Origin of the sequence: Brevibacillus sp. FIR094 (assembly GCF_050477165.1) — a bacterium.
GTDB lineage: Bacteria > Bacillota > Bacilli > Brevibacillales > Brevibacillaceae > Brevibacillus.
Genome location: NZ_JBEAES010000013.1, coordinates 107,211 through 126,520 on the forward strand (window position 1 = coordinate 107,211; position 19,310 = coordinate 126,520).

Sequence of the window (19,310 nt, forward strand, 5' to 3'; positions counted from 1 at the left end):
TAAGTAAGGAGCGCTGGACATGAGCAGAGAAGGAATACCGAAGGATGAATCGTGGACCATCTCTGATCTCGCTCAACAATTGGATGTCAGCACCAGAACGATTCGGTACTACGAGGAGCTCGGCTTGATTTTCCCCAGTCGGACAGAGAAGGGAAGCAGGTACTACAACCGAAAGGATCGTGCCAGGCTGCGACTCATTCTGCGAGGAAAGCGATTCGGATTTTCGTTGGATCAGATCCGCGAGATGATTGAGCTGTTCGGCGAGGACCGTACAGGTCGTGCGCAGCTTTTGCGAACGATTGAGTACGGCAACCAAAAGCTGGCTGAGATCGACGAGAAAATCATGGAACTCCGACAACTGAGAGAAGACATTCTCGTCTACAAGCAAAACTTTGAACAAAAATTGCTTGAAGAAAATGAGGAGGAGAAACGATGAACGTATCAGCTCTGCTCGCAGCAAACGGAAGGAAATACCCTGACAAATCCGCGCTGATTGCAGGAGATGTAGAGGTCAGCTTTTCCCAGTGGGACACACGCTCTACTCAGTGGGCTTGCCATTTGCAAGAGCTTGGCATCGGGCAAGGGGATCGGGTTGTCATGTTGATGCCAAATTGCCCGGACTTTGCCATTTTTTACGTCGCCGTCATTCGCAGTGGTGCCCTCGTCGTTCCGATCAATGCGCGCTCAACCCAAGAAGAAGTAAGACATATATGTGAACATGCCGGTGCAAAGGCACTTCTTGTTCATGATGCCCTCGTGCCTATCGTGAATGAGTGGGTCCTCCAAACGCCACAGCTTATGGCAATCAAAACAGGTGCGAGCCAAGGGATTTGGCATGGAATCGCTGACTGGGATGCCAAGGTCTTTTCTTTTGATAAAATGAATGCGCTTTCTTTGTGGCCGTATTTGGCGAACATGAACGAAGATAGCGAGGTCAGCATCCTGTATACATCTGGCACGACTGGACGGCCTAAAGGGGTGCTGTATACACATAGAAGCTTATTGACTGTCGCGAAAATGATGTCGATTGAACTGACGATGTCACATCGTTCACGAATTTTGCATTTGATGCCGCTGAGTCATTCGGCTCCCCTTCATCTCTTTTTCATTGCAGGGCTCATGCTTGGCGCCACTCAGGTAATGGCCCTGACCTTCTCGCCGCAGCTTCTTTTGGATTTGGTGCAGCAGCATCGGATTACGCATTTCTTCGGAGCGCCAGTGGCGTATTTGTTGACGATGAAGCACCCAGAGTTTGCGGCATACGATTTGTCTTCCATCGAATATTGGATGTATGGCGGGGCTCCGCTGTCCAAAGAGATGGCTTCGCTCATGGAAGGAGCTTATGGACGCGATAAACTGGCGTGCGTATACGGCTTGACGGAGGCAGGGCCTACCGGAATGTGTCTCTTGCACCGAGAGCATCCAGACAAAATCGGCAGTATAGGCAATCGTGGTGTATTGTTCGTCGAAATGGAGGTTGTAGACGAGCGAGGAGAGAAATGCGCCATTGGCGAAGCCGGTGAAATTCGCTTGCGTGGAGAAGGGACAATGAAAGGATACTACAACAATCCAGAGGCTACAGCAGAAACCGTACGCGATGGTTGGGTGTACACTGGCGATATTGCACGTGTGGATGAGGATGGATTTCTGTGGATGATTGATCGCAAAAAAGACGTGATGATTACGGGCGGGGTAAATGTCTACCCGAAGGAAATCGAGCAACTGTTAGAGCGTCATCCGTCGATTGGAGAGGTAGCTGTTGTAGGTTTGCCGCATCCTGAGTGGGGCGAGACGGTTACGGCCTATGTGGTGCTGAAACCAGGAGTCGATACCAGTCGAGAGTGGCTAGAGGAAATCCAAGGCTCTTTGCGTGGTCATCTAGCCGATTACAAGCTCCCTCGACAGGTGAATATCGTTCCTGCACTACCGCGGAACACGAGCGGAAAAGTCCTGAAGCATGTGTTGCGTGATGTCAGTTCCCAAAAGGAAGTGGAACTGCGATGAGTGATTTGCAAACGAGCATTGATCAACGAACATACAGCGACAATATCCCCCATCCGCGCGCACCACTGGCACAAAATTTTTTCAAAGCAGATCCTAACCTCGATTACTTGCTGGAACGTTATCTCCCTGCTTCCATGCATGAATGGGCCAGACAGCAGTTGAGCTGGTTAGGGGCGCAAGTAGCGGGACCCATCGATGAACGTGCCGCCTATACAGACAGAGAAGGCAAGCCGAGATTGCGCAAGTACAATCGGTTGGGTGAGGATATTTCTGAGATCATTACCAATGAAGGCTACAAGGAAACAGTAGCAGAAGTTTACGGAGCAGGCATCGTCAGCTACTTGTATCAAGACATTCCTAAGCTGGGGAGAAAAGCACCGTACAGCTATTCCTTTTTCATGGGCTATCTCGTGAGTCAGTCTGAGCCGGGCTTCTATTGCCCTGTCACCTTGTCGATGTCAGCCGCTTATTTGATTGATCGTTACGGCAGCGAAGAACAGAAGGAGCAGTACCTGACAGGACTGACCTCTCGCGATCGCACTCGCTTGTATGAGGGAGCTACTTGGCTGACGGAGAGACAGGGCGGTTCGGATGTCGGTGCGAATTTGACTGTAGCAGAGCCAGTAGCAGGTCAACCGGGTGTGTACCGACTGACGGGAGAAAAGTTTTTTGCGAGCAATGCTGGAGCATTTGTTGCAACTGTTTTGGCGAGAATCGATGAGGAGAAACCGGGGACAAAAGGGCTCGGACTGTTTTTGGTGCCTTGGATAAAGCCTGACAACGAACGCAATCACATCCAGGTCCGCCGCTTGAAAGACAAGCTGGGCGTCAACGCCGTACCATCTGCGGAGATACTGTTGAACGGAGCAGAGGGCTATTTGATCGGGGAGCCGAAGAACGGCTTCAAGTACATGGCAGAAGCCCTGAACCTCTCTCGCATATGCAACGCGATTGCCTCGATTGGGATCATGCGTCGAGCTTTTTACGAAGCGAGGTATTATGCCGAGCAACGTCGTGCATTCGGGAATCCAATCGATCAGTACCCGATGGTAAAAGAAATGCTGGTGAGCCTCTTATTGGATACGGAGGTTAGCACGGGTGCGGTGTTTGATATGATTGCTGTTTATGATCGCTTGCAGTCTAATTCCGCTAGCAAAGAGGATAACGCGCTTGCTCGCCTGCTGATTCCTTTGCTGAAATACCGGACTGGGGAAGAGGCTGTCAAATCGACCCATACCGCAATCGAAATTCATGGCGGTAACGGCTATATCGAGGAATACGTGACGCCGCGTCTGTTGCGTGATGCGCAAGTTTTGACCGTATGGGAAGGCACCTCGAATATACTTGCACTCGATATTTTGCGTGTGATGCAAAAAGAAAACAGCCATGAAGTGTTTAGCAGATTGCTTCGGGAGCGCATTGCTGGCTGGAAGCATGCCTTTTCACAGCCGTACACCGAGTTGATTCGGACAGAACTGGCCATCCTGGAGGAGAATATCGCCTATCTCATGCAACAGACCCACGATTATATCACGTACAAATTAAAAACACTCGCAGACCATATGGTAGATTTGTACACCTTATCATGCATCGTCAGTGAAGCAGAGGATCAGGTGACAAGCGAGGGAAATGCCCGCAAATACATTTTGGCAAAGCTGTATGCCGAAAAGCATTTCCATTCACAAGAAAAGCGGGGGATTCAAGCCGATTCTTTGCTGGATGTACAGTTCTTTACCCAACTGATGGAGTATCAGTCTGTCAGCGTTGAAGAGTGGGCCCAACAGTCCGCTATTGTTCCGACCCGATAATCAAAAAGCGCCTTCAGACCACTTATTAGAGGTGGCGAAGGCGCTTTTGATTTTTACGCGTACCGCTTGCGGCGCATACTCCAAATAAACCAGATCGCAGCAACCCCTGTTGCGATCGCCAGCAGCGTGATCTCAAAGTATTCATCGATCAGAACCTTGGCGTGTTTTCCGTATAAATAAAACAAGGTGCCGATCAAATAAAACTTCAATCCCCGCCCGATGATCGCATAAAACATGAGCTTGGTTAGCGAGTAATTGAATACGCCAGAAAGCACAGTGAAAACCTTAAAAGGAATGGGGGTAAAAGCTCCGATCAGTACGGCAGCATCCCCGTTTTTTGCGAATTTTTCCGTCGCAACGATCACCCATTTTTCAGGGAGAAGCTTGTGCAAAAGTGGTTTTCCTAGCCATCTCCCCAAAAAAAATCCGATGGGAGCGCCGAGGACGGAAGCAGTAAAGGCTACTGTCGCAAACTGAATCGCTGAGCCTGGATCGAGCAGACTCATCGCAATTTGCATAAAAAACGGAGGAATCGGACTAATAAATGAGTCCAAAAATGCCATAGCAACAAGTCCCCACATCCCATATTGCATGAATAGCTGTGTGATATGTTCGAGCATGAGCATCTCCTTACAAGGTTTTTTCTATTGTAGCTATCCTATGCCAGTTTGTCCAAAGAAAGACCACAACTGGAGTTAGATGTAAGTGGCCCAATGAGCTTATCCTATGTCGAATATTGGTAATGAAGTCCTTGTTTTTTCATTGACGCTAGGAAAGATTATCCACTAAAATGTAGGGAAACAGGACAAACATCATGGGAGGAACCAATGAAAACATTGGGTTCGGGAAAAGTCGTTTTCTATGCGCCAAACGGGACTAACTTGCAATTGTCAGGGGAAATTGACGTACGTGGTGATCGGGTATCCATAACAGAAATTATCTATTTTAATGGCCAACCAAACGGAGCGCGCGAAACGAATTTGCCACTCGCGCAAACGGTGATTTACTGGGAGCCAGAAGTATACGAACAGATCGGATATGAAGAACAATAAGAATAATTGCGATTCCAAGCCCTGTCTCTTGCAGGGTTTTTTCGCGTATGGCAGTGAATCTGCCAGCACCTCGGGCTATAGCCGATGTCCCAGTATTGTGTTATGATGTGGGATGGAATTTACGTATGGTACAAGGAGTGATCCTTATGATCGATTCTATATTGGAACGTGCTCTCGCAGGTGAACGTCTGGGTCTCGAAGACGGTCTGGCTTTGTTTGCGAGCAATGAAATCGAGAAGATCGGACATTACGCCAATCTGGTCATGCAAAAGCATCATCCAGAGCCGATTGCGACTTTTGTTATTAGCCGCAACGTCAATTACACGAACGTATGTGACACCTATTGCCGTTTTTGTGCTTTTTATCGAGCGCCAGGCTCTTCGGAAGGATACGTTCTACCCAGAGAGACTATTTTCCAAAAAATTCAGGAGACCGTAGACGTAGGCGGTACGGAAATCTTGATGCAAGGCGGTACCAATCCTGACCTGAAGCTGGATTATTACACCGACCTGTTGCGCGCGATCAAGCAACGCTTCCCGCAGATTACGATGCACTCTCTGTCTGTAGCGGAAGTGATGAAAATCGCGGAAGTTTCCAACATGTCTGTCGAGGAAGTGCTGAAAGAACTGAAGGCAGCGGGTCTCGATTCCTTGCCGGGAGCGGGTGGCGAAATCCTCGATGATCGTACACGTCGGAAGATTTCCCGATTGAAAGGTTCTTGGACTGACTGGATTGATACTCAGAAAGCCGCACACCGTGCAGGCTTGCCTGGTACAGCGACCATGGTAATTGGTTTTGGAGAAGAGATGGAGGAGCGCGTGCTTTCTCTGTTGCGCATCCGCGATGCACAAGATGAAACAGGCGGCTTCAAAGCGTTTATCGTCTGGACCTTCCAGCCAGATAACACTAACATGAAGGCTGTCAACAACACGCCAGAGGAATACTTGAAAACATTGGCAATCAGCCGCCTTATGCTGGATAACATTGAAAACTTCCAATCTTCCTGGGTGACGATGGGCCCGCATTACGGTCAGCTTTCTCTCTCTTACGGAGCGAATGATTTCGGTCAAACGATGATGGAAGAAAATGTTGTTTCCGCAGCGGCATGTACGTACAAGGTTAACACGAACCAAATTTTGGAGCTCATTCGCGGCGCAGGCAAAATCCCTGCACAGCGCAACACACAGTATGACACTCTGCGCGTTTTCAAAGACGGCGAGATGGCAGAACGTGATTTTGTCATGCAAAACTAAATAACCGAAAAACGCTTCTCTGCCCCCTCCTAACAAAGGGAAACCGACAGGGAAGCGTTTTTTGGTATTTTAATCAGGAAGTTTTTACCTGCAACCTTCCCTGAGTTTCCAACCGTTTAAAAGTATATCGCTCCTGACGGGACATATACTGTAACTACAATGGCGGTTGGGGGGATGGTTATGCAGACGTTTCGCGTATTGCTGGAGAATGTCCCTGAGCATTGTGACACGTATCGAGCTATCGTAAATGAGATGACGGAGCGGGTCAACACTGCACCGGTGCGCATTACATACAGGGAGCAAGAAGAGAACGGATACCTCTTGTTCTACTTTCAAAGCTGGTGTGAGACTGAGTATGACGCGCAGACTATCGAGTGGGCGAGAGCCTTCGTTGCTCTTACATTAGCCGAATGGGTCATTCAGGTGAAGGAACCGAAAATTATGGAGGAAATGGCCGCTGACTTACTCGCTGCCGAACAGATGGAGACCGAGTGGGCAGAGATTTTTCCTTATATTCAACGCATGTGCCAAGAAGTCGAGCTTGCTGATAGGGACCTGTTAACAGCTACGACACGCAAGGCAAACGTATATCGCAAAGTTTTTACCTATCTGGAGTGGGAGAGAACGATCAACGTCCTGGGCTTCGTCCGGTTTCGACTACAGGAGCATTGGAACGAGCTATTCGAACTCGTGGAAACTGGCATTGATGAATATCTGGAAGACAAGCAATACCAAGAGTTTGTCGAGCTGTTGCGCTATTTCATCGCTGTACAGGAAACGAAGCAGGAAGTCGTTCATGTCGTTCCTAGTGTGGACAAACCTTTCCATCTTTATGACAAAAAAGGGGATCGTCTTTGGCTTGAACAGTTGGATACCGTGCTGAACATGGACGAACAAAAATGTAGGGACGAGGATTATTTGGTCAGTGCTTTGGTTACACTGGCTCCTGAGAGTATCGTGCTCCATATGGCATCGGAAAAGCCAGGGCTTGCACAGACGATCCGCAGTATTTTTGACAGTCGGCTCGTTACTTGCCACTCTTGTTCGCTTTGCTTATCCGAGCGACGTGTACTTGACGGGAATAATCCCTCTAAACTATAATAGCAACAACAACTTTACATCGCTTATAAATACGATGAGAAGGACACGGACAATAGTAAGGACGCTCTAGAGAGGCGGGCCATAGGCTGGAAGCTCGCTGCGAACTGTTATTGATCTACCACCTTCGAGTAGCTACCGGGAACGAAGCGTAGGCTTTTACTATCGGTATGCCGGTTAAATACCGTTACATGGAATGAGGAGTCTGTTTTGGTGAACAGACTTGAAGTAGGGTGGTACCGCGAGAACACACTCGTCCCTTTTTGGGATGAGTGTTTTTTTATTTTCTCAACCAAACAAGATACAGGAAGGAAGAATCCACAGTGGCACAAATTCATGTTACTTTCCCAGATGGAGCCGTTCGTCAATACGACGCTGGGATTACTATCGAAGACATCGCAGGCTCCATTAGCTCTAGCCTGAAGAAAAAGGCAGTAGCTGGTAAAAAAGATGGCAAGGTTGTCGATCTGTACACAGAGCTTACAGATGACGCAGCGATTGAAATCGTTACCCTCGATTCTGCTGACGGATTGGAAGTATACCGCCACAGTACGGCTCACTTGCTCGCTCAAGCGGTAAAACGCATTTACGGCGCTGAAGTGAAGTTCGGTATCGGTCCTGTGATTGAAGATGGCTTCTACTACGACATGGATATTCCAGTATCTCTTTCCCCAGAGGATTTGGGCAAAATCGAAGCAGAAATGGAAAAAATCGTGAAGGAAGACCTGCCGATTCGCCGCAAAGTCGTAAGCCGTGAAGAAGCAACTGCGATTTTCCAAGAGATGAACGATCACCTGAAGCTGGAGCTGATTCGCGACCTGCCAGAGGATGCGACTATCACGATGTATGAGCAAGGCGAATTTTTCGACCTCTGTCGTGGTCCGCACTTGCCGTCCACTGGCTTCATCAAAGCATTCAAGCTGATGAGCGTGGCAGGTGCATACTGGCGCGGAAAAGCAGAAAACCAAGTTCTGCAACGCGTATACGGTACAGCTTGGCCGAAAAAAGCAGACATGGATGAATATCTGCACTTCATCGAAGAAGCGAAAAAGCGCGATCACCGCAAATTGGGTAAAGAACTGGGACTGTTCATGTTCTCCGAGGAAGCACCAGGTATGCCGTTCTACCTGCCAAAAGGCTTCACTGTTCGCAATGAGCTGGAGCAATTCTCCCGCCGTCTGCAACAATTGGCACAATACACAGAAGTGCGCTCTCCGTTCCTCATGAACGAGCGTCTCTGGAAAGAATCCGGTCACTGGGATCATTACAAAGAGAACATGTACTTCTCTGAAGTAGACAACGCGACTTACGCCTTGAAGCCAATGAACTGCCCAGGTCACATGCTGATCTATAAAAACGAAATGCATTCCTATCGCGACCTACCGATCCGTTACTCCGAGTTCGGGCAAGTTCACCGCCATGAGTACTCCGGGGCATTGAACGGAATGCTGCGGGTGCGCACCTTCTGCCAGGATGACGCGCACGTATTTGTCCGTCCTGATCAGATCGCGAGCGAAATCAAAGGCATGATCACTTTGATTGACAGCATCTACAAGGTATTTGGATTCGAATACAGTGTGGCTCTGTCCACTCGTCCGGAAGATTCCATGGGCTCTGATGAGCTGTGGGAAGCAGCAGAAAGCTCTCTGAAAACAGTGTTGGATGAGCTCGGTATGGCATATGAAATCAAAGATGGAGACGGTGCGTTCTACGGACCGAAGATCGACTTCCAAATTACCGACGCGCTGAAACGCCGTCACCAATGTGGAACGATCCAGCTGGACTTCCAGATGCCTGAGAAATTCGACCTGACTTATGTTGGTCAAGACAACGAGAAGCATCGCCCAGTTGTCCTGCACCGTGCGATGTACGGCTCTATGGAGCGCTTCATTGGAATCCTGATCGAGCACTACGCAGGTGCATTCCCGATTTGGCTGACTCCAATCCAAGCACGCATCATGAACATCAGCGAAGTGCACATGCCATATGCAGAACAAGTAAGAGAAAAGCTGCAACAAGCTGGCATTCGTGTAGAGTTGGATGGCCGCAATGAGAAAATCGGCTACAAAATTCGTGAAGCACAAGTTGAAAAAATCCCGTACATGCTGGTCATCGGTGAAAAAGAGGTGGCTGACGGTACATTGTCCGTTCGCAAACGCGGAGTGGGCGATGAAGGCGCGATGACAGTGGATGCGTTTGTAGAGAAAATCCGCGCTGAAATCAATGAAATGAAGTAAAAGCGTATAGAAGTAAAGCCGCCCTGAAGTTTTGGGCGGCTTTTTTCATTATACGTTTATTTGGAAAAAAGAACGGGAAAAGAATGTAGGGTAATTATAGATATGGACATCAAGAAGAACTGCGGGGGATACGTATGCGGGTAAGCATCAAGCAAAGACTGATAGCAGCATTTCTTGCTATTATTTTAATCCCGATTGGAGTGATTAGCTCATTTGTCTATGTCAAAATGGAGGAGAGAATTCATACTTATTTTAAAGAGTCCACGACAAAAGAAGTGGCTCAAGTAGACAACGCGATTAACCTGCATTTCGACTCGATTCGTGAAAACGTAAACCTGATAGCAGGTAGTCCTTTATTAAAAAGTGCAAATAACACCATCACGACGTATATGGACAAACCAACCAAAACCAAGCATACGCCACTGCAAAATGGCGGAGTAGAGGCGGCCATTTTTCAAGATTTCCTGCGATTTGTCGATTCTCATCCGAATACTGCATTTATTTATTTAGCGACAAAATACGGAGGATACATACAATGGCCGACAGATGATGTCATTCCGAATTACGATCCGCGTACAAGGGATTGGTACAAAACCCCAATGGAGAATCCCGGAAAAGTGATCACGACAGATCCGTATCTCTATTTGGGCGACAACAGTATCGTGATCAGTAACGTGACGATGCTTACGGATGACAAGGGTGAACCACTGGGTGTTGTTGGACTGGATGTGAATTTAAAAGGGCTAACCGACATTTTGAAAGAAATTAAGATCGGGAAAACGGGTTATCTCATGCTGGTTGGCAAAGACGGAACGATTTTGGCTAATCCCAAGAACCCCGAGCTCAATTCGAAAAACCTGAAAGATACACAAATTCCTGAATTGGCTGCTATCGCAGAGAATACCGCAAGTAGCTTTGCGGTCACGATGAACGATACCGAGTATTTGGCTAACGTCTTTACTTCAGACAAAACTGGCTGGAAATATATTTCGTTTATCGAAAAAGCTGAGCTCTCTGCTGAAGCCAATCAAATCGGTTTCATCATCGGGGCATTGAGCCTTTTGTTTGCCTTACTAGCGGTTGTCGCATCCGTTCTTTTCTCGCACAAATTCACCAAGCCATTGCTTGCCATTGTTGACCAGATTGCACAGATTGGACGTGGTGACTTTACTGGTGAATTGCCCAAAAATCTTTTGGAAAGAAAAGACGAAATTGGCATGCTTGGTCAGAGTATTCAGGTGATGCAAGTATCCATCCAAGGACTCATTCGGGAAGTCCAAAAAGCGGTTAACACACTCTCTACTTCATCAGACAACATATCGGTTCGCTTGGCAGACAATGTAGATACTACGAACAAGATTTCTACTACGATACAGGAAGTAGCGAGCGGGGCGCAAAATCAGCTCAGAGGTACGGAAGAATCCGCAAGAGCGATGGAAGAAATGTCGATCGGCATCCAACGGGTGGCGGAAACCACCTCGATCATCTCGGAATCATCTACATGTACGGCGGATGAAGCACAGCTAGGAAACCAGTCCATCCAAAAAGCTATCCAGCAAATGGACTCCATCCGTGGCTCTGTGGAACATTCCGTATCCGTAGTCAAGCAATTGGGTGAGCGATCCAAAGAAATTGTGCAAATCATTGACGTGATTACGGGAATTGCTTCCCAAACGAATCTGCTTGCTCTCAATGCAGCCATCGAAGCTGCCCGTGCGGGAGAGCATGGACGAGGTTTTGCAGTCGTAGCAGATGAAGTGAGAAAACTCGCTGAACAATCGGATGAGTCTGCTCGACAAATCGCCAACCTCATTCAGGAGATCCAAACAGATACGACCATGGCGGTCAACTCGATGGATTCAGTCAACCAAGATGTTCAGGATGGATTGTCTACCGTACTGGAGTCAGGAGAAGCCTTCCAACGCATCTTGCAAGAAATTCGACAGATAACGGATCAAATTCAGGAGGTATCTGCTGTCTCTGAGCAGATGTCCGCCGGATCGGAACAAGTAGCAGCATCTGTAGACGAGACTGCCCAAATTGCAAGGATTTCAGCGCACAATGCTGAAAATCTGGCTGCTTCCTCCAAAGGTCAATTGGCCACTATGGAAGAGTTTTCCGTTTCATTTGAATCCTTGAATCAGATGGCTCGTGAACTGGAAAGAATGATCAGTAAGTTTAAAATATAAGAATGCATAACGGAAAGAGTACGAATGTCGGGAGGTATTCGTACTCTTTTTTTGCAAAAGTGGACCCATTTATGAAATAATGTGCTGTTTGCGTTTGAAAATTTGGCTATTTCGATTTATGATAATAGACTGGTACTAAGTCGAAATGCGGTATGATAGTAATGATGAATGTCTATATAGATAAAAGGAGAGTGAACATCTATGCCAGATAAAGTGCTTGATTTACGGAACCGTCCTCTCCGAGATTTACGAATATCTGTCACCGATAAATGTAATTTTCGATGTCGTTATTGTATGCCTTCCGAAATTTTTGGACCGGATTTTGAGTTTTTGCCGCAAAGCAAGTTGCTGACCTTTGAGGAGATTACCCGTTTGACCCAGATTTTTACTTCACTTGGGGTCGGGAAAATCCGCATTACCGGCGGAGAGCCATTAATGCGCAGAAATCTGCCTGAATTGATTCGAATGATACGTGAAGTAGAAGGCGTTCAAGATATTGCGATGACGACCAACGGTTCTCTCTTGTCCCGCCATGCGCAAGCACTAAAAGAAGCAGGTTTGGATCGGGTCACGGTTAGCCTGGACAGCTTGGATAATGAGCGCTTTGGGATGTTGAACGGAAGAGGCTATCAGGTCGATGCCGTGCTGGAAGGGATTCGTGTAGCGGCAGATGTCGGGCTTACGATCAAGATCAACATGGTGGTACAACGCGGAGTTAATGATCAAGATATTTTGCCGATGGCACGGTACTTCCGTGAGCAAGGGCACACCCTTCGATTTATTGAATTCATGGATGTGGGAAACAGTAACGGTTGGCGGCTGGATCAAGTCGTACCTTCCCGTGAAATTGTGCGCATGATCCATGAAGAGATGCCTTTGGTAGCGACTGAAGCGAACTACTATGGAGAGGTGGCTTCTCGCTATCGCTATGAGGGATCGGACCAGGAGATCGGGTTGATCTCATCGGTGACCCAAGCTTTTTGTTCCACTTGTACGCGAGCTCGCCTGTCGGCAGAAGGGAAATTGTACAACTGTCTCTTCGCTTCATCCGGAGATGATTTGCGCGAACCAGTCAGGGATGGACGCACGGATGAAGAGATTCGCGAGCTGATACGTGCAATCTGGGAGCAGCGGGATGTCCGCTACTCGGAGGAACGACTAAGCGAAACGCCTGGTCTCGCCAAGCGTGAAAAGGTCGAAATGTCCCATATCGGGGGATAATTAGGTATGAGCCTTGACAAAACCCAAGCTACCCTGTAATATAAATTGCGTGTATAAACACTTCATACTTCGAGAACAAGCAGAGGCGCACAGCTTCTCACCTGAGTCGACGTCGTATACGACTGTTGACAGGTAACTCTTACGCAAAGATCCTCGGATCTGATGAAATTGCTTAGGTGAGATATGTGCGGGCGCAGATTGCGTTCGCACATTTTTGTTCCTTCTCGAAATTGACGGGGGTGGCAAGTATTAGCAAGGATCAAATGTTAATTAACGAAGCGATCCGTGCCCGTGAAGTCCGTTTAATCGGTGCAGACGGGAGCCAATTGGGAGTCGTACCCTTTAGGGAAGCGTTGCGCATTGCCCAGGAAGCTGAATTGGATCTGGTAAACGTTGCTCCTACAGCCAAGCCGCCTGTATGCCGTATCATGGACTATGGAAAGTTCAAATACGAGCAGGCGAAAAAGGAAAAAGAAGCGCGTAAAAACCAGAAGATCATCGAGCTGAAAGAAGTGCGTTTTTCTTCTAACATCGAGGAGCACGATTTTCAAACAAAGCTTCGCAACGTCCGCAAGTTCTTGGAGGATCAACACAAGGTGAAGTGTACGATCCGTTTCCGTGGACGTGAAATCACCCACTCCGAAATTGGACTAGGCGTTATGGAACGTGTTGCTGCACAGTGTGAAGATCTCGCTACGCCTGAGCGCAAGCCGAAGATCGAGGGCCGCAGCATGATCATGATTCTGGCTCCGAAAGCGGAAAAGTAAGATAGTAGTTTAGACAGGAGGATTTTTCAGATGCCTAAAATGAAAACCAACAAGGCTGCTGCGAAACGTTTCAAAAAGACTGGAAGCGGCCAATTGAAGCGCGACCGCGCATTTGGTAGCCACTTGTTCGCTAACAAAACGACAAAAGCAAAACGCCACCTGCGTAAAGCTGCACTCGTTTCCAAAGGCGATCAAAAACGTATTGAGCAAATGCTCACTTACCTGTAAGTTTTTCTTTAATACACACCATTACGCAGCATGAGCTCCCTAAGCGCCTAGTAGTAGGCCGCCATGCTGGAAAGACCAGGAGGAGTTTAGTATGCCAAGAGTAAAAGGTGGCATTGTTACACGCCGTCGTCATAAGAAAATCCTGAAGCTGGCGAAAGGATACTTCGGTTCCAAACATCGCCTGTTTAAATCCGCTAATGCGCAGGTAATGAAATCCCTGCTGTACGCATACCGCGACCGTCGTCAAAAGAAACGTGATTTCCGCAAACTGTGGATCACTCGTATCAACGCGCAAGCTCGCATGAACGGTCTGTCCTACAGCCGTTTGATGCACGGCCTGAAAGTTGCTGGCATCGAAGTTAACCGCAAAATGCTGGCTGACTTGGCTGTTAACGACAAAGCTGCGTTCAACGAACTGGCAACAGTTGCAAAAAGCAAACTGAACGCTTAATTTTTGAATAGAAGAGCCGATCTTCCCGGTTGAGGGCAAGGTCGGCTTTTTTGTTGTGGTCTAGATAGTGGTAGAAATCAGAACGTAGATAGGGAAGTTTGCGTCAAAGAAAAAACAACCGAGATCACATTCGGTTGTTTTTTCTATTTGTATTCAACAAATGATTCGCTGTCGAATGGCGTCCGCTACACCTTGTGCGCGATTTTGCACACCGAGCTTTTTTAAGGCCGACTTGATGTAATCCTGCACGGTAAACTCACTTATTCCCATCCAGTCCGCCATCTCCTTGACGCTTTCGCCCCATGACATCCGCTGCATGACTTCGACTTCTCGGCGTGAGAGCTTGACGGTTTTAGGGCGAAGGGAGTCGGTTGCCAATACTTTGCCCAGCATCAGACAGTATGCGCTCAAAGATTGTACCAATTGTTGGTTGATGCCAGAACAGCCATCCTGATGCCAGGAAATACCGGCGTAGCCGAGTACGTTAGGCCCATAGCTGATGGGGAGAATGAGCGCATAAGGGGCGTTGTACACTAAATTGGGCGGGAACTGACGGATTGCCTCAGAATCTAGCAGTACGGCTTTTTGTTCACGGATCGCACGCTGGATAAGGGGCATGTTGCGCATGTCCACTCGTATATCGCGTATGGAGCATAACTCTTGGTCAAGGATCGACCATAGTCCCTCACCCATTTGACTGAGCGTCGAGTAATTGCACAGAATGGCTCCCATGAAAGGAAAGAGATCCACGAAGCCGCGTACAGCAAGCACTAGTTTCTCCTCGTAAAATGCGGTTTCTTCGATTCGATCGATGTACATGTTCAGCTCTGGACTGACCATGGAGTGATTGCCACCTCCATTTGAGTGATGAACACCCCCTGATTTTTGGGGATATGAACGACCGTTCAGCCTGACCTATAATCAACCTACAGCGCCTTCATTTTATCAAACGGCTGATCTGAGCGTAAAGAATGGAATTGGTATAAATTAACAATTTTATGACTTCTTTCATTCATTCGGAATAGAGGGCGTATGAGAAATAAGAAAGGTTGGATGGGGATGAGGAATGGTTTTGTTTCGACCAGCCAAAAAGGATTGAATCAGGAGCTACTGCCGTATCAATTGTATCAAAAAGCGAAGAGATACGGCATTTGGAACCCGCAGGACATTGATTTTACGCAAGACCGCGAAGATTACGCGAATATGAATCCGGAGCAGAAGGAAGAAACCTTGGGACGAATTGCTGGTTTTCTTGGTGGGGAAGAGGCAGTCACCCTCGATCTTTTGCCTTTGATCATGGTTATTGCCGAGGAAGGGCGATTGGAGGAAGAAATGTATTTGACGACCTTCCTCTTTGAAGAGGCCAAGCATACAGAGTTTTTCCGATTGGTTCTCGACAACATCGGCGAGTCAGGAGACTTGCATCATTTGCACGATGATGTGTACAAGCGAATTTTCCATGAGATCTTGCCGAATGCACTCAATCGTCTGCTGACGGATAAATCCCCCGAAGCCATCGCAGAAGCTTCGACTGTCTACAATATGTTTGTGGAAGGCGTTCTCGCAGAGACAGGCTATTATGCGTTTTACGAAGCACTCAGCAAAACGGGGCTCATGCCTGGTTTAATGCAAGGAATTGGGTATTTGAAAACAGACGAATCGCGACACATTAGCTACGGAACATTTCTGCTGCAGAGATTGATCTGTGAGCATCCCCATATTTACGATGTCATTGCCAAAAAGATGGATGAGCTGGCTCCAATGGCAAGTCATTTATACGACTGGATGGATGATCGACAAGGGGTGAGTGCATTCGGAGTGAAGGTTGCTGATTTGGAGCAGTTTGCGAAAAAGCAACTGAGTGTGCGCATGGAGGTACTTGCTCGAGCGAAAGGACAGACGATGGAAGAGCTGTATAAGCATACAAGAACCGCTGTCGATGTGTAAGAAATAAGGCGCGGCATTACGTTATGGAACTAGGCTCGGGGCCTAAAAAGGAATCCGCCCAAGGTCTGAGTAAAAAACAACCTTCCGTCCGTGTTTAACAGCCTGGCTAAACGCTTAAAATAAAGCCATAAGAGGAAAACATTGGATAGGAGAGAGAGTAAAATGAAAAAACAAAAGTGGATGATGATGGGAATTACAGCAGTTGTTTGTTCAGCGATGGTCGTGCCAGGAGCGTTTGCAAAAGAGAAAGATGACGCAAATTCCGTGACGAATGCTTTCTTCGCCCCTGCTCCGTACACGACGGCTACCGCTCCAGTAGTCCAGAAAACAGATGCCGTGACAGGCACGCAAAAAACAGGAACTGCATTTATTTTCGCTCCAAATGTAAACGAAAAAGAAGAAAACTAATGGGGTTAAAGCATCCGTACAGGATGCTTTTTCTTTGTGGAAAATGATTCCGTCTCAAGTCTGAGAAAAAAACAATCTTTCGTCCGTGTCGAGCAGACTCCCCAATGCCATACAATAAAAAGCGTTACAGGAAAACATTGGATAGGGAGAGAGACATAGATGAGAAAACAAAAATGGATGATGATGGGTGTAACAGCGGTTGTCTGTTCAGCATTGCTCGTGCCAGGAGCGTTTGCAAAAGAAAAGGATGATTCTTACACGGTGACACCTTCCTTGGTAACCCCTGGTTCGTACGCCGTACCGACGGTTCAAAAAGCCGAGGCCAAAAACACGCAACAAACCGGAGCCTCTTTTATTTTCGCCCCCACAGTAAACGAAAAAGAGGAAAAATAAAGCAGCAGATAGCTGTCAGACCCTGTCTGGCGGCTTTTTTCTGTGAAAAACGTCCCCTCTCATCGGCGGATCGAAGCATCTCGACATTTTTCATAAAAGTGGACGCGACCGCTTGCGGTCAACCACACGGTTATGAGCGTGTGGTTTGGGCGAGTTGGATATAGGTGGACGATGCTCCACTTCCAGTCACTAGGCATATGATGGTGGGTGAATCCTAGCAAGAGAGGAGCTTCGCTGATGAGCAATCGCCAGAAAATGGCGGATGAGGAAATACAGGGATGGGCAAGCCGACTGGAAGTTCAAGCACCTCAGGGCGTGCTTGTGAACGCCGTGGAAAACTATGCGGCTAGTCTGATCCTAGCGGCCAGCTTTGGCGCTGAAGATGTCGTTTTAATCGACATGCTGCACAAATTGGCTCCCACTATTCCTGTATTTTACCTCGATACCAACATTCATTTTGCTGAGACGTATGATACGCGTGACAAGCTGCAAGCCAGATACGGCATGACATTTATTCAAGTACAGCCACAGCTGACGTTAGCCGAGCAGGCAGAAAAACACGGAGACAAACTGTGGGAGAGAGAACCGAATCTTTGCTGTGAGATTCGGAAGGTAGAGCCATTAAAGCGCGTCCTGTCCAACTATCAGGCGTGGATTACGGGCATTCGCCGCGAGCAATCACCTACTCGAGCGAATACAAAAAAAGTGGAGTGGGACGAAAAATTCGACCTGGTTAAATTCAATCCGCTAGCGGATTGGACGGAGGCCCAGGTGTGGGAATATATCCATGCGCATGATGTCCCTTACAATCCATTGCACGACCGGAACTATCCAAGTATCGGCTGCCGAGTATGCACGCGTGCTGTCATGCCTGGCCAAGATTCTCGGTCGGGACGGTGGTCTGGCTTCGAAAAGACCGAATGCGGTCTGCACAAATGAACAGCGCAGGAGGGAAAGAAGTGAAACAAACCATCTTGCGGCACGGGGTCAAAAAAGCCATTATCGTGGACAAATGGACCCTGTCGGACATCGAGTGTCTTGCTATCGGAGCATTTTCGCCGTTGGCTGGATTCATGGAAGAGGCGGATTACCACACGGTCGTGGAAACGATGCGTCTAGCCAATGGAACGGTTTGGCCGTTGCCAGTGACATTGGCTGTCGATGGAGATGAGCACGACGATCTTGTACCCGGCGACAGTATTCTGTTACGTGGGGAAGATGGAGTGGACTATGCGATTTTGCAGGTGAAAAGCTGCTTTGTGCCAGATAAAATGCGTGAGGCGGAGCTCGTTTTTCGTACGGTTGATCTCGCTCACCCCGGTGTGAAAAAGCTGGTTGAAAAGCCTGACCTATACGTGGGTGGGCCTGTAAAAATACTGCAAAAGCCTAAGCCTGAGCGTTTCTCTGGTTTTTATTTGACGCCAGCAGAAACGAGAGAAAGATTTCGGGAACATGGCTGGAAAACGGTGGTTGGTTTCCAAACGCGCAATCCCGTTCACCGGGCGCATGAATATATTCAAAAGGCGGCATTAGAGATTGTTGATGGCCTTTTTCTCAACCCATTGATGGGGGAAACGAAATCAGACGATGTTCCTGCTCAAGTACGAATGAAAAGCTATCTCGCCCTTCTGGAAAATTACTATCCGCACAACCGTGTACTGCTCGGCGCTTTTCCGGCTGCTATGCGATATGCGGGTCCGCGTGAGGCGGTCTTCCACGCATTAGTACGAAAAAATTACGGTTGTACTCACTTTATCGTCGGCCGCGATCACGCAGGGGTAGGCGATTACTACGGCACCTATGATGCGCAGCACATCTTTTCCGAGTTTGCGCCAGGTGAGCTCGGTATCCAGCTGCTCTTTTTTGAGCACAGCTTTTACTGCAAGGCATGCCAAGGGATGGCAACGACCAAGACGTGCCCGCATGACAAAGACTCTCATATGACCTTATCGGGAACAAAAGTGAGGGAAATGTTGAGAAACGGGATCACGCCACCTCCGGAATTTACACGTCCGGAAGTCGCAACGATTTTGATAGAGGGATTGAAATCCCCGCAATAAAACGAACCGAAAAAGCAGGAGAGGGACGGCAAAGCCGTTCTTTTTCCGTTGCAAAAGCTGGACAAGTTTCTCTTTTTCTGTATCCGCTTTCACGCAAAAACCGCGCTGTAAAGCCATTTCCAACTGAGCATTCGTTCGGACGAAAGTCCAGTAAAATCTTTTTGTTTTCGTTGACACCCCCTAGGTGCCTAGCT

The 19,310-nt window shown here is 48.0% G+C and carries 19 protein-coding genes and 1 other annotated feature; of the genes, 17 read left to right on the plus strand and 2 right to left on the minus strand.

Features of this window, described 5'->3' with window-relative positions; translation table 11 throughout:
- Window positions 1-19: 19 nt before the first annotated feature.
- From ACQ5DJ_RS13845 to ACQ5DJ_RS13855, 3 genes are read left to right on the plus strand one after another with little or no spacing between them, the layout of a single operon-like run.
- Window positions 20-436: a MerR family transcriptional regulator gene (locus tag ACQ5DJ_RS13845; RefSeq protein ID WP_429842979.1), complete on the plus strand. Its 417-nt coding sequence runs from the start codon at window positions 20-22 to the stop codon at window positions 434-436.
- The gene (locus tag ACQ5DJ_RS13850; protein ID WP_429842980.1) at window positions 433-2,004 is read left to right on the plus strand and encodes a class I adenylate-forming enzyme family protein; all 1,572 of its coding nucleotides are present in this window, start codon (window positions 433-435) and stop codon (window positions 2,002-2,004) included. Before ACQ5DJ_RS13845 ends, ACQ5DJ_RS13850 begins: the two co-directional genes overlap by 4 nt.
- A complete protein-coding gene (locus ACQ5DJ_RS13855) occupies window positions 2,001-3,812 on the plus strand; it encodes an acyl-CoA dehydrogenase family protein (RefSeq protein ID WP_429842981.1) in 1,812 nt (603 codons plus the stop codon). Before ACQ5DJ_RS13850 ends, ACQ5DJ_RS13855 begins: the two co-directional genes overlap by 4 nt.
- Before the next feature lie 53 nt (window positions 3,813-3,865).
- Here ACQ5DJ_RS13855 and ACQ5DJ_RS13860 read toward each other — a convergent pair whose 3' ends face one another.
- The gene (locus ACQ5DJ_RS13860; RefSeq protein ID WP_429842982.1) at window positions 3,866-4,432 is read right to left on the minus strand and encodes a YqaA family protein; all 567 of its coding nucleotides are present in this window, start codon (window positions 4,430-4,432) and stop codon (window positions 3,866-3,868) included.
- A 207-nt stretch (window positions 4,433-4,639) separates the two neighbouring features.
- Between ACQ5DJ_RS13860 and ACQ5DJ_RS13865 the strand changes: the two genes are divergently transcribed.
- From ACQ5DJ_RS13865 to rplT, 9 genes are all read left to right on the plus strand, one after another.
- A complete protein-coding gene (locus ACQ5DJ_RS13865; protein ID WP_007728577.1) occupies window positions 4,640-4,864 on the plus strand; it encodes a hypothetical protein in 225 nt (74 codons plus the stop codon).
- Between the two features lie 146 nt (window positions 4,865-5,010).
- Window positions 5,011-6,117: a cyclic dehypoxanthinyl futalosine synthase gene (mqnC, locus tag ACQ5DJ_RS13870; RefSeq protein WP_429842983.1), complete on the plus strand. Its 1,107-nt coding sequence runs from the start codon at window positions 5,011-5,013 to the stop codon at window positions 6,115-6,117.
- A 180-nt stretch (window positions 6,118-6,297) separates the two neighbouring features.
- A complete protein-coding gene (gene ytxC, locus ACQ5DJ_RS13875; protein WP_429842984.1) occupies window positions 6,298-7,218 on the plus strand; it encodes a sporulation protein YtxC in 921 nt (306 codons plus the stop codon).
- Between the two features lie 25 nt (window positions 7,219-7,243).
- Window positions 7,244-7,479 (plus strand) — a binding site (T-box leader).
- 59 nt (window positions 7,480-7,538) lie between these two features.
- Window positions 7,539-9,452 carry a threonine--tRNA ligase gene (gene thrS / locus ACQ5DJ_RS13880; RefSeq protein WP_429842985.1) on the plus strand — a complete coding sequence of 638 codons (1,914 nt, stop codon included), beginning with the start codon at window positions 7,539-7,541 and terminating at the stop codon, window positions 9,450-9,452.
- A gap of 134 nt (window positions 9,453-9,586) precedes the next feature.
- Window positions 9,587-11,641 (plus strand): methyl-accepting chemotaxis protein, encoded by a 2,055-nt coding sequence (locus ACQ5DJ_RS13885; protein WP_429842986.1) that lies wholly within the window; start codon window positions 9,587-9,589, stop codon window positions 11,639-11,641.
- A gap of 201 nt (window positions 11,642-11,842) precedes the next feature.
- Window positions 11,843-12,862: a GTP 3',8-cyclase MoaA gene (gene moaA / locus ACQ5DJ_RS13890; protein ID WP_429842987.1), complete on the plus strand. Its 1,020-nt coding sequence runs from the start codon at window positions 11,843-11,845 to the stop codon at window positions 12,860-12,862.
- Between the two features lie 263 nt (window positions 12,863-13,125).
- Window positions 13,126-13,629 carry a translation initiation factor IF-3 gene (infC, locus tag ACQ5DJ_RS13895; protein ID WP_035291699.1) on the plus strand — a complete coding sequence of 168 codons (504 nt, stop codon included), beginning with the start codon at window positions 13,126-13,128 and terminating at the stop codon, window positions 13,627-13,629.
- Window positions 13,630-13,659: 30 nt separating this feature from the next.
- Window positions 13,660-13,857, plus strand: coding sequence for a 50S ribosomal protein L35 (gene rpmI, locus ACQ5DJ_RS13900; RefSeq protein ID WP_017251031.1), 198 nt, complete (start codon window positions 13,660-13,662; stop codon window positions 13,855-13,857).
- A 91-nt stretch (window positions 13,858-13,948) separates the two neighbouring features.
- Window positions 13,949-14,308, plus strand: coding sequence for a 50S ribosomal protein L20 (rplT, locus tag ACQ5DJ_RS13905; protein ID WP_007728568.1), 360 nt, complete (start codon window positions 13,949-13,951; stop codon window positions 14,306-14,308).
- A gap of 153 nt (window positions 14,309-14,461) precedes the next feature.
- Here rplT and ACQ5DJ_RS13910 read toward each other — a convergent pair whose 3' ends face one another.
- A complete protein-coding gene (locus tag ACQ5DJ_RS13910) occupies window positions 14,462-15,148 on the minus strand; it encodes a response regulator transcription factor (protein WP_429842988.1) in 687 nt (228 codons plus the stop codon).
- Between the two features lie 219 nt (window positions 15,149-15,367).
- Between ACQ5DJ_RS13910 and ACQ5DJ_RS13915 the strand changes: the two genes are divergently transcribed.
- The 5 genes from ACQ5DJ_RS13915 (at window position 15,368) to sat (ending at window position 19,116) form a co-directional block, all read left to right on the plus strand.
- Entirely contained in the window at window positions 15,368-16,255 is an 888-nt protein-coding gene (locus ACQ5DJ_RS13915) for a R2-like ligand-binding oxidase (protein WP_429843030.1), read from the plus strand.
- Between the two features lie 162 nt (window positions 16,256-16,417).
- Window positions 16,418-16,663 (plus strand): hypothetical protein, encoded by a 246-nt coding sequence (locus ACQ5DJ_RS13920; RefSeq protein WP_429842989.1) that lies wholly within the window; start codon window positions 16,418-16,420, stop codon window positions 16,661-16,663.
- A gap of 159 nt (window positions 16,664-16,822) precedes the next feature.
- The gene (locus ACQ5DJ_RS13925) at window positions 16,823-17,056 is read left to right on the plus strand and encodes a hypothetical protein (RefSeq protein ID WP_429842990.1); all 234 of its coding nucleotides are present in this window, start codon (window positions 16,823-16,825) and stop codon (window positions 17,054-17,056) included.
- Between the two features lie 237 nt (window positions 17,057-17,293).
- Window positions 17,294-17,995, plus strand: coding sequence for a phosphoadenylyl-sulfate reductase (locus ACQ5DJ_RS13930; protein WP_429842991.1), 702 nt, complete (start codon window positions 17,294-17,296; stop codon window positions 17,993-17,995).
- Complete coding sequence (gene sat, locus ACQ5DJ_RS13935) at window positions 17,977-19,116, plus strand: sulfate adenylyltransferase (RefSeq protein ID WP_429842992.1); 1,140 nt, start codon at window positions 17,977-17,979, stop codon at window positions 19,114-19,116. The genes ACQ5DJ_RS13930 and sat overlap by 19 nt, the downstream gene beginning before the upstream one ends.
- Window positions 19,117-19,310: the final 194 nt, after the last annotated feature.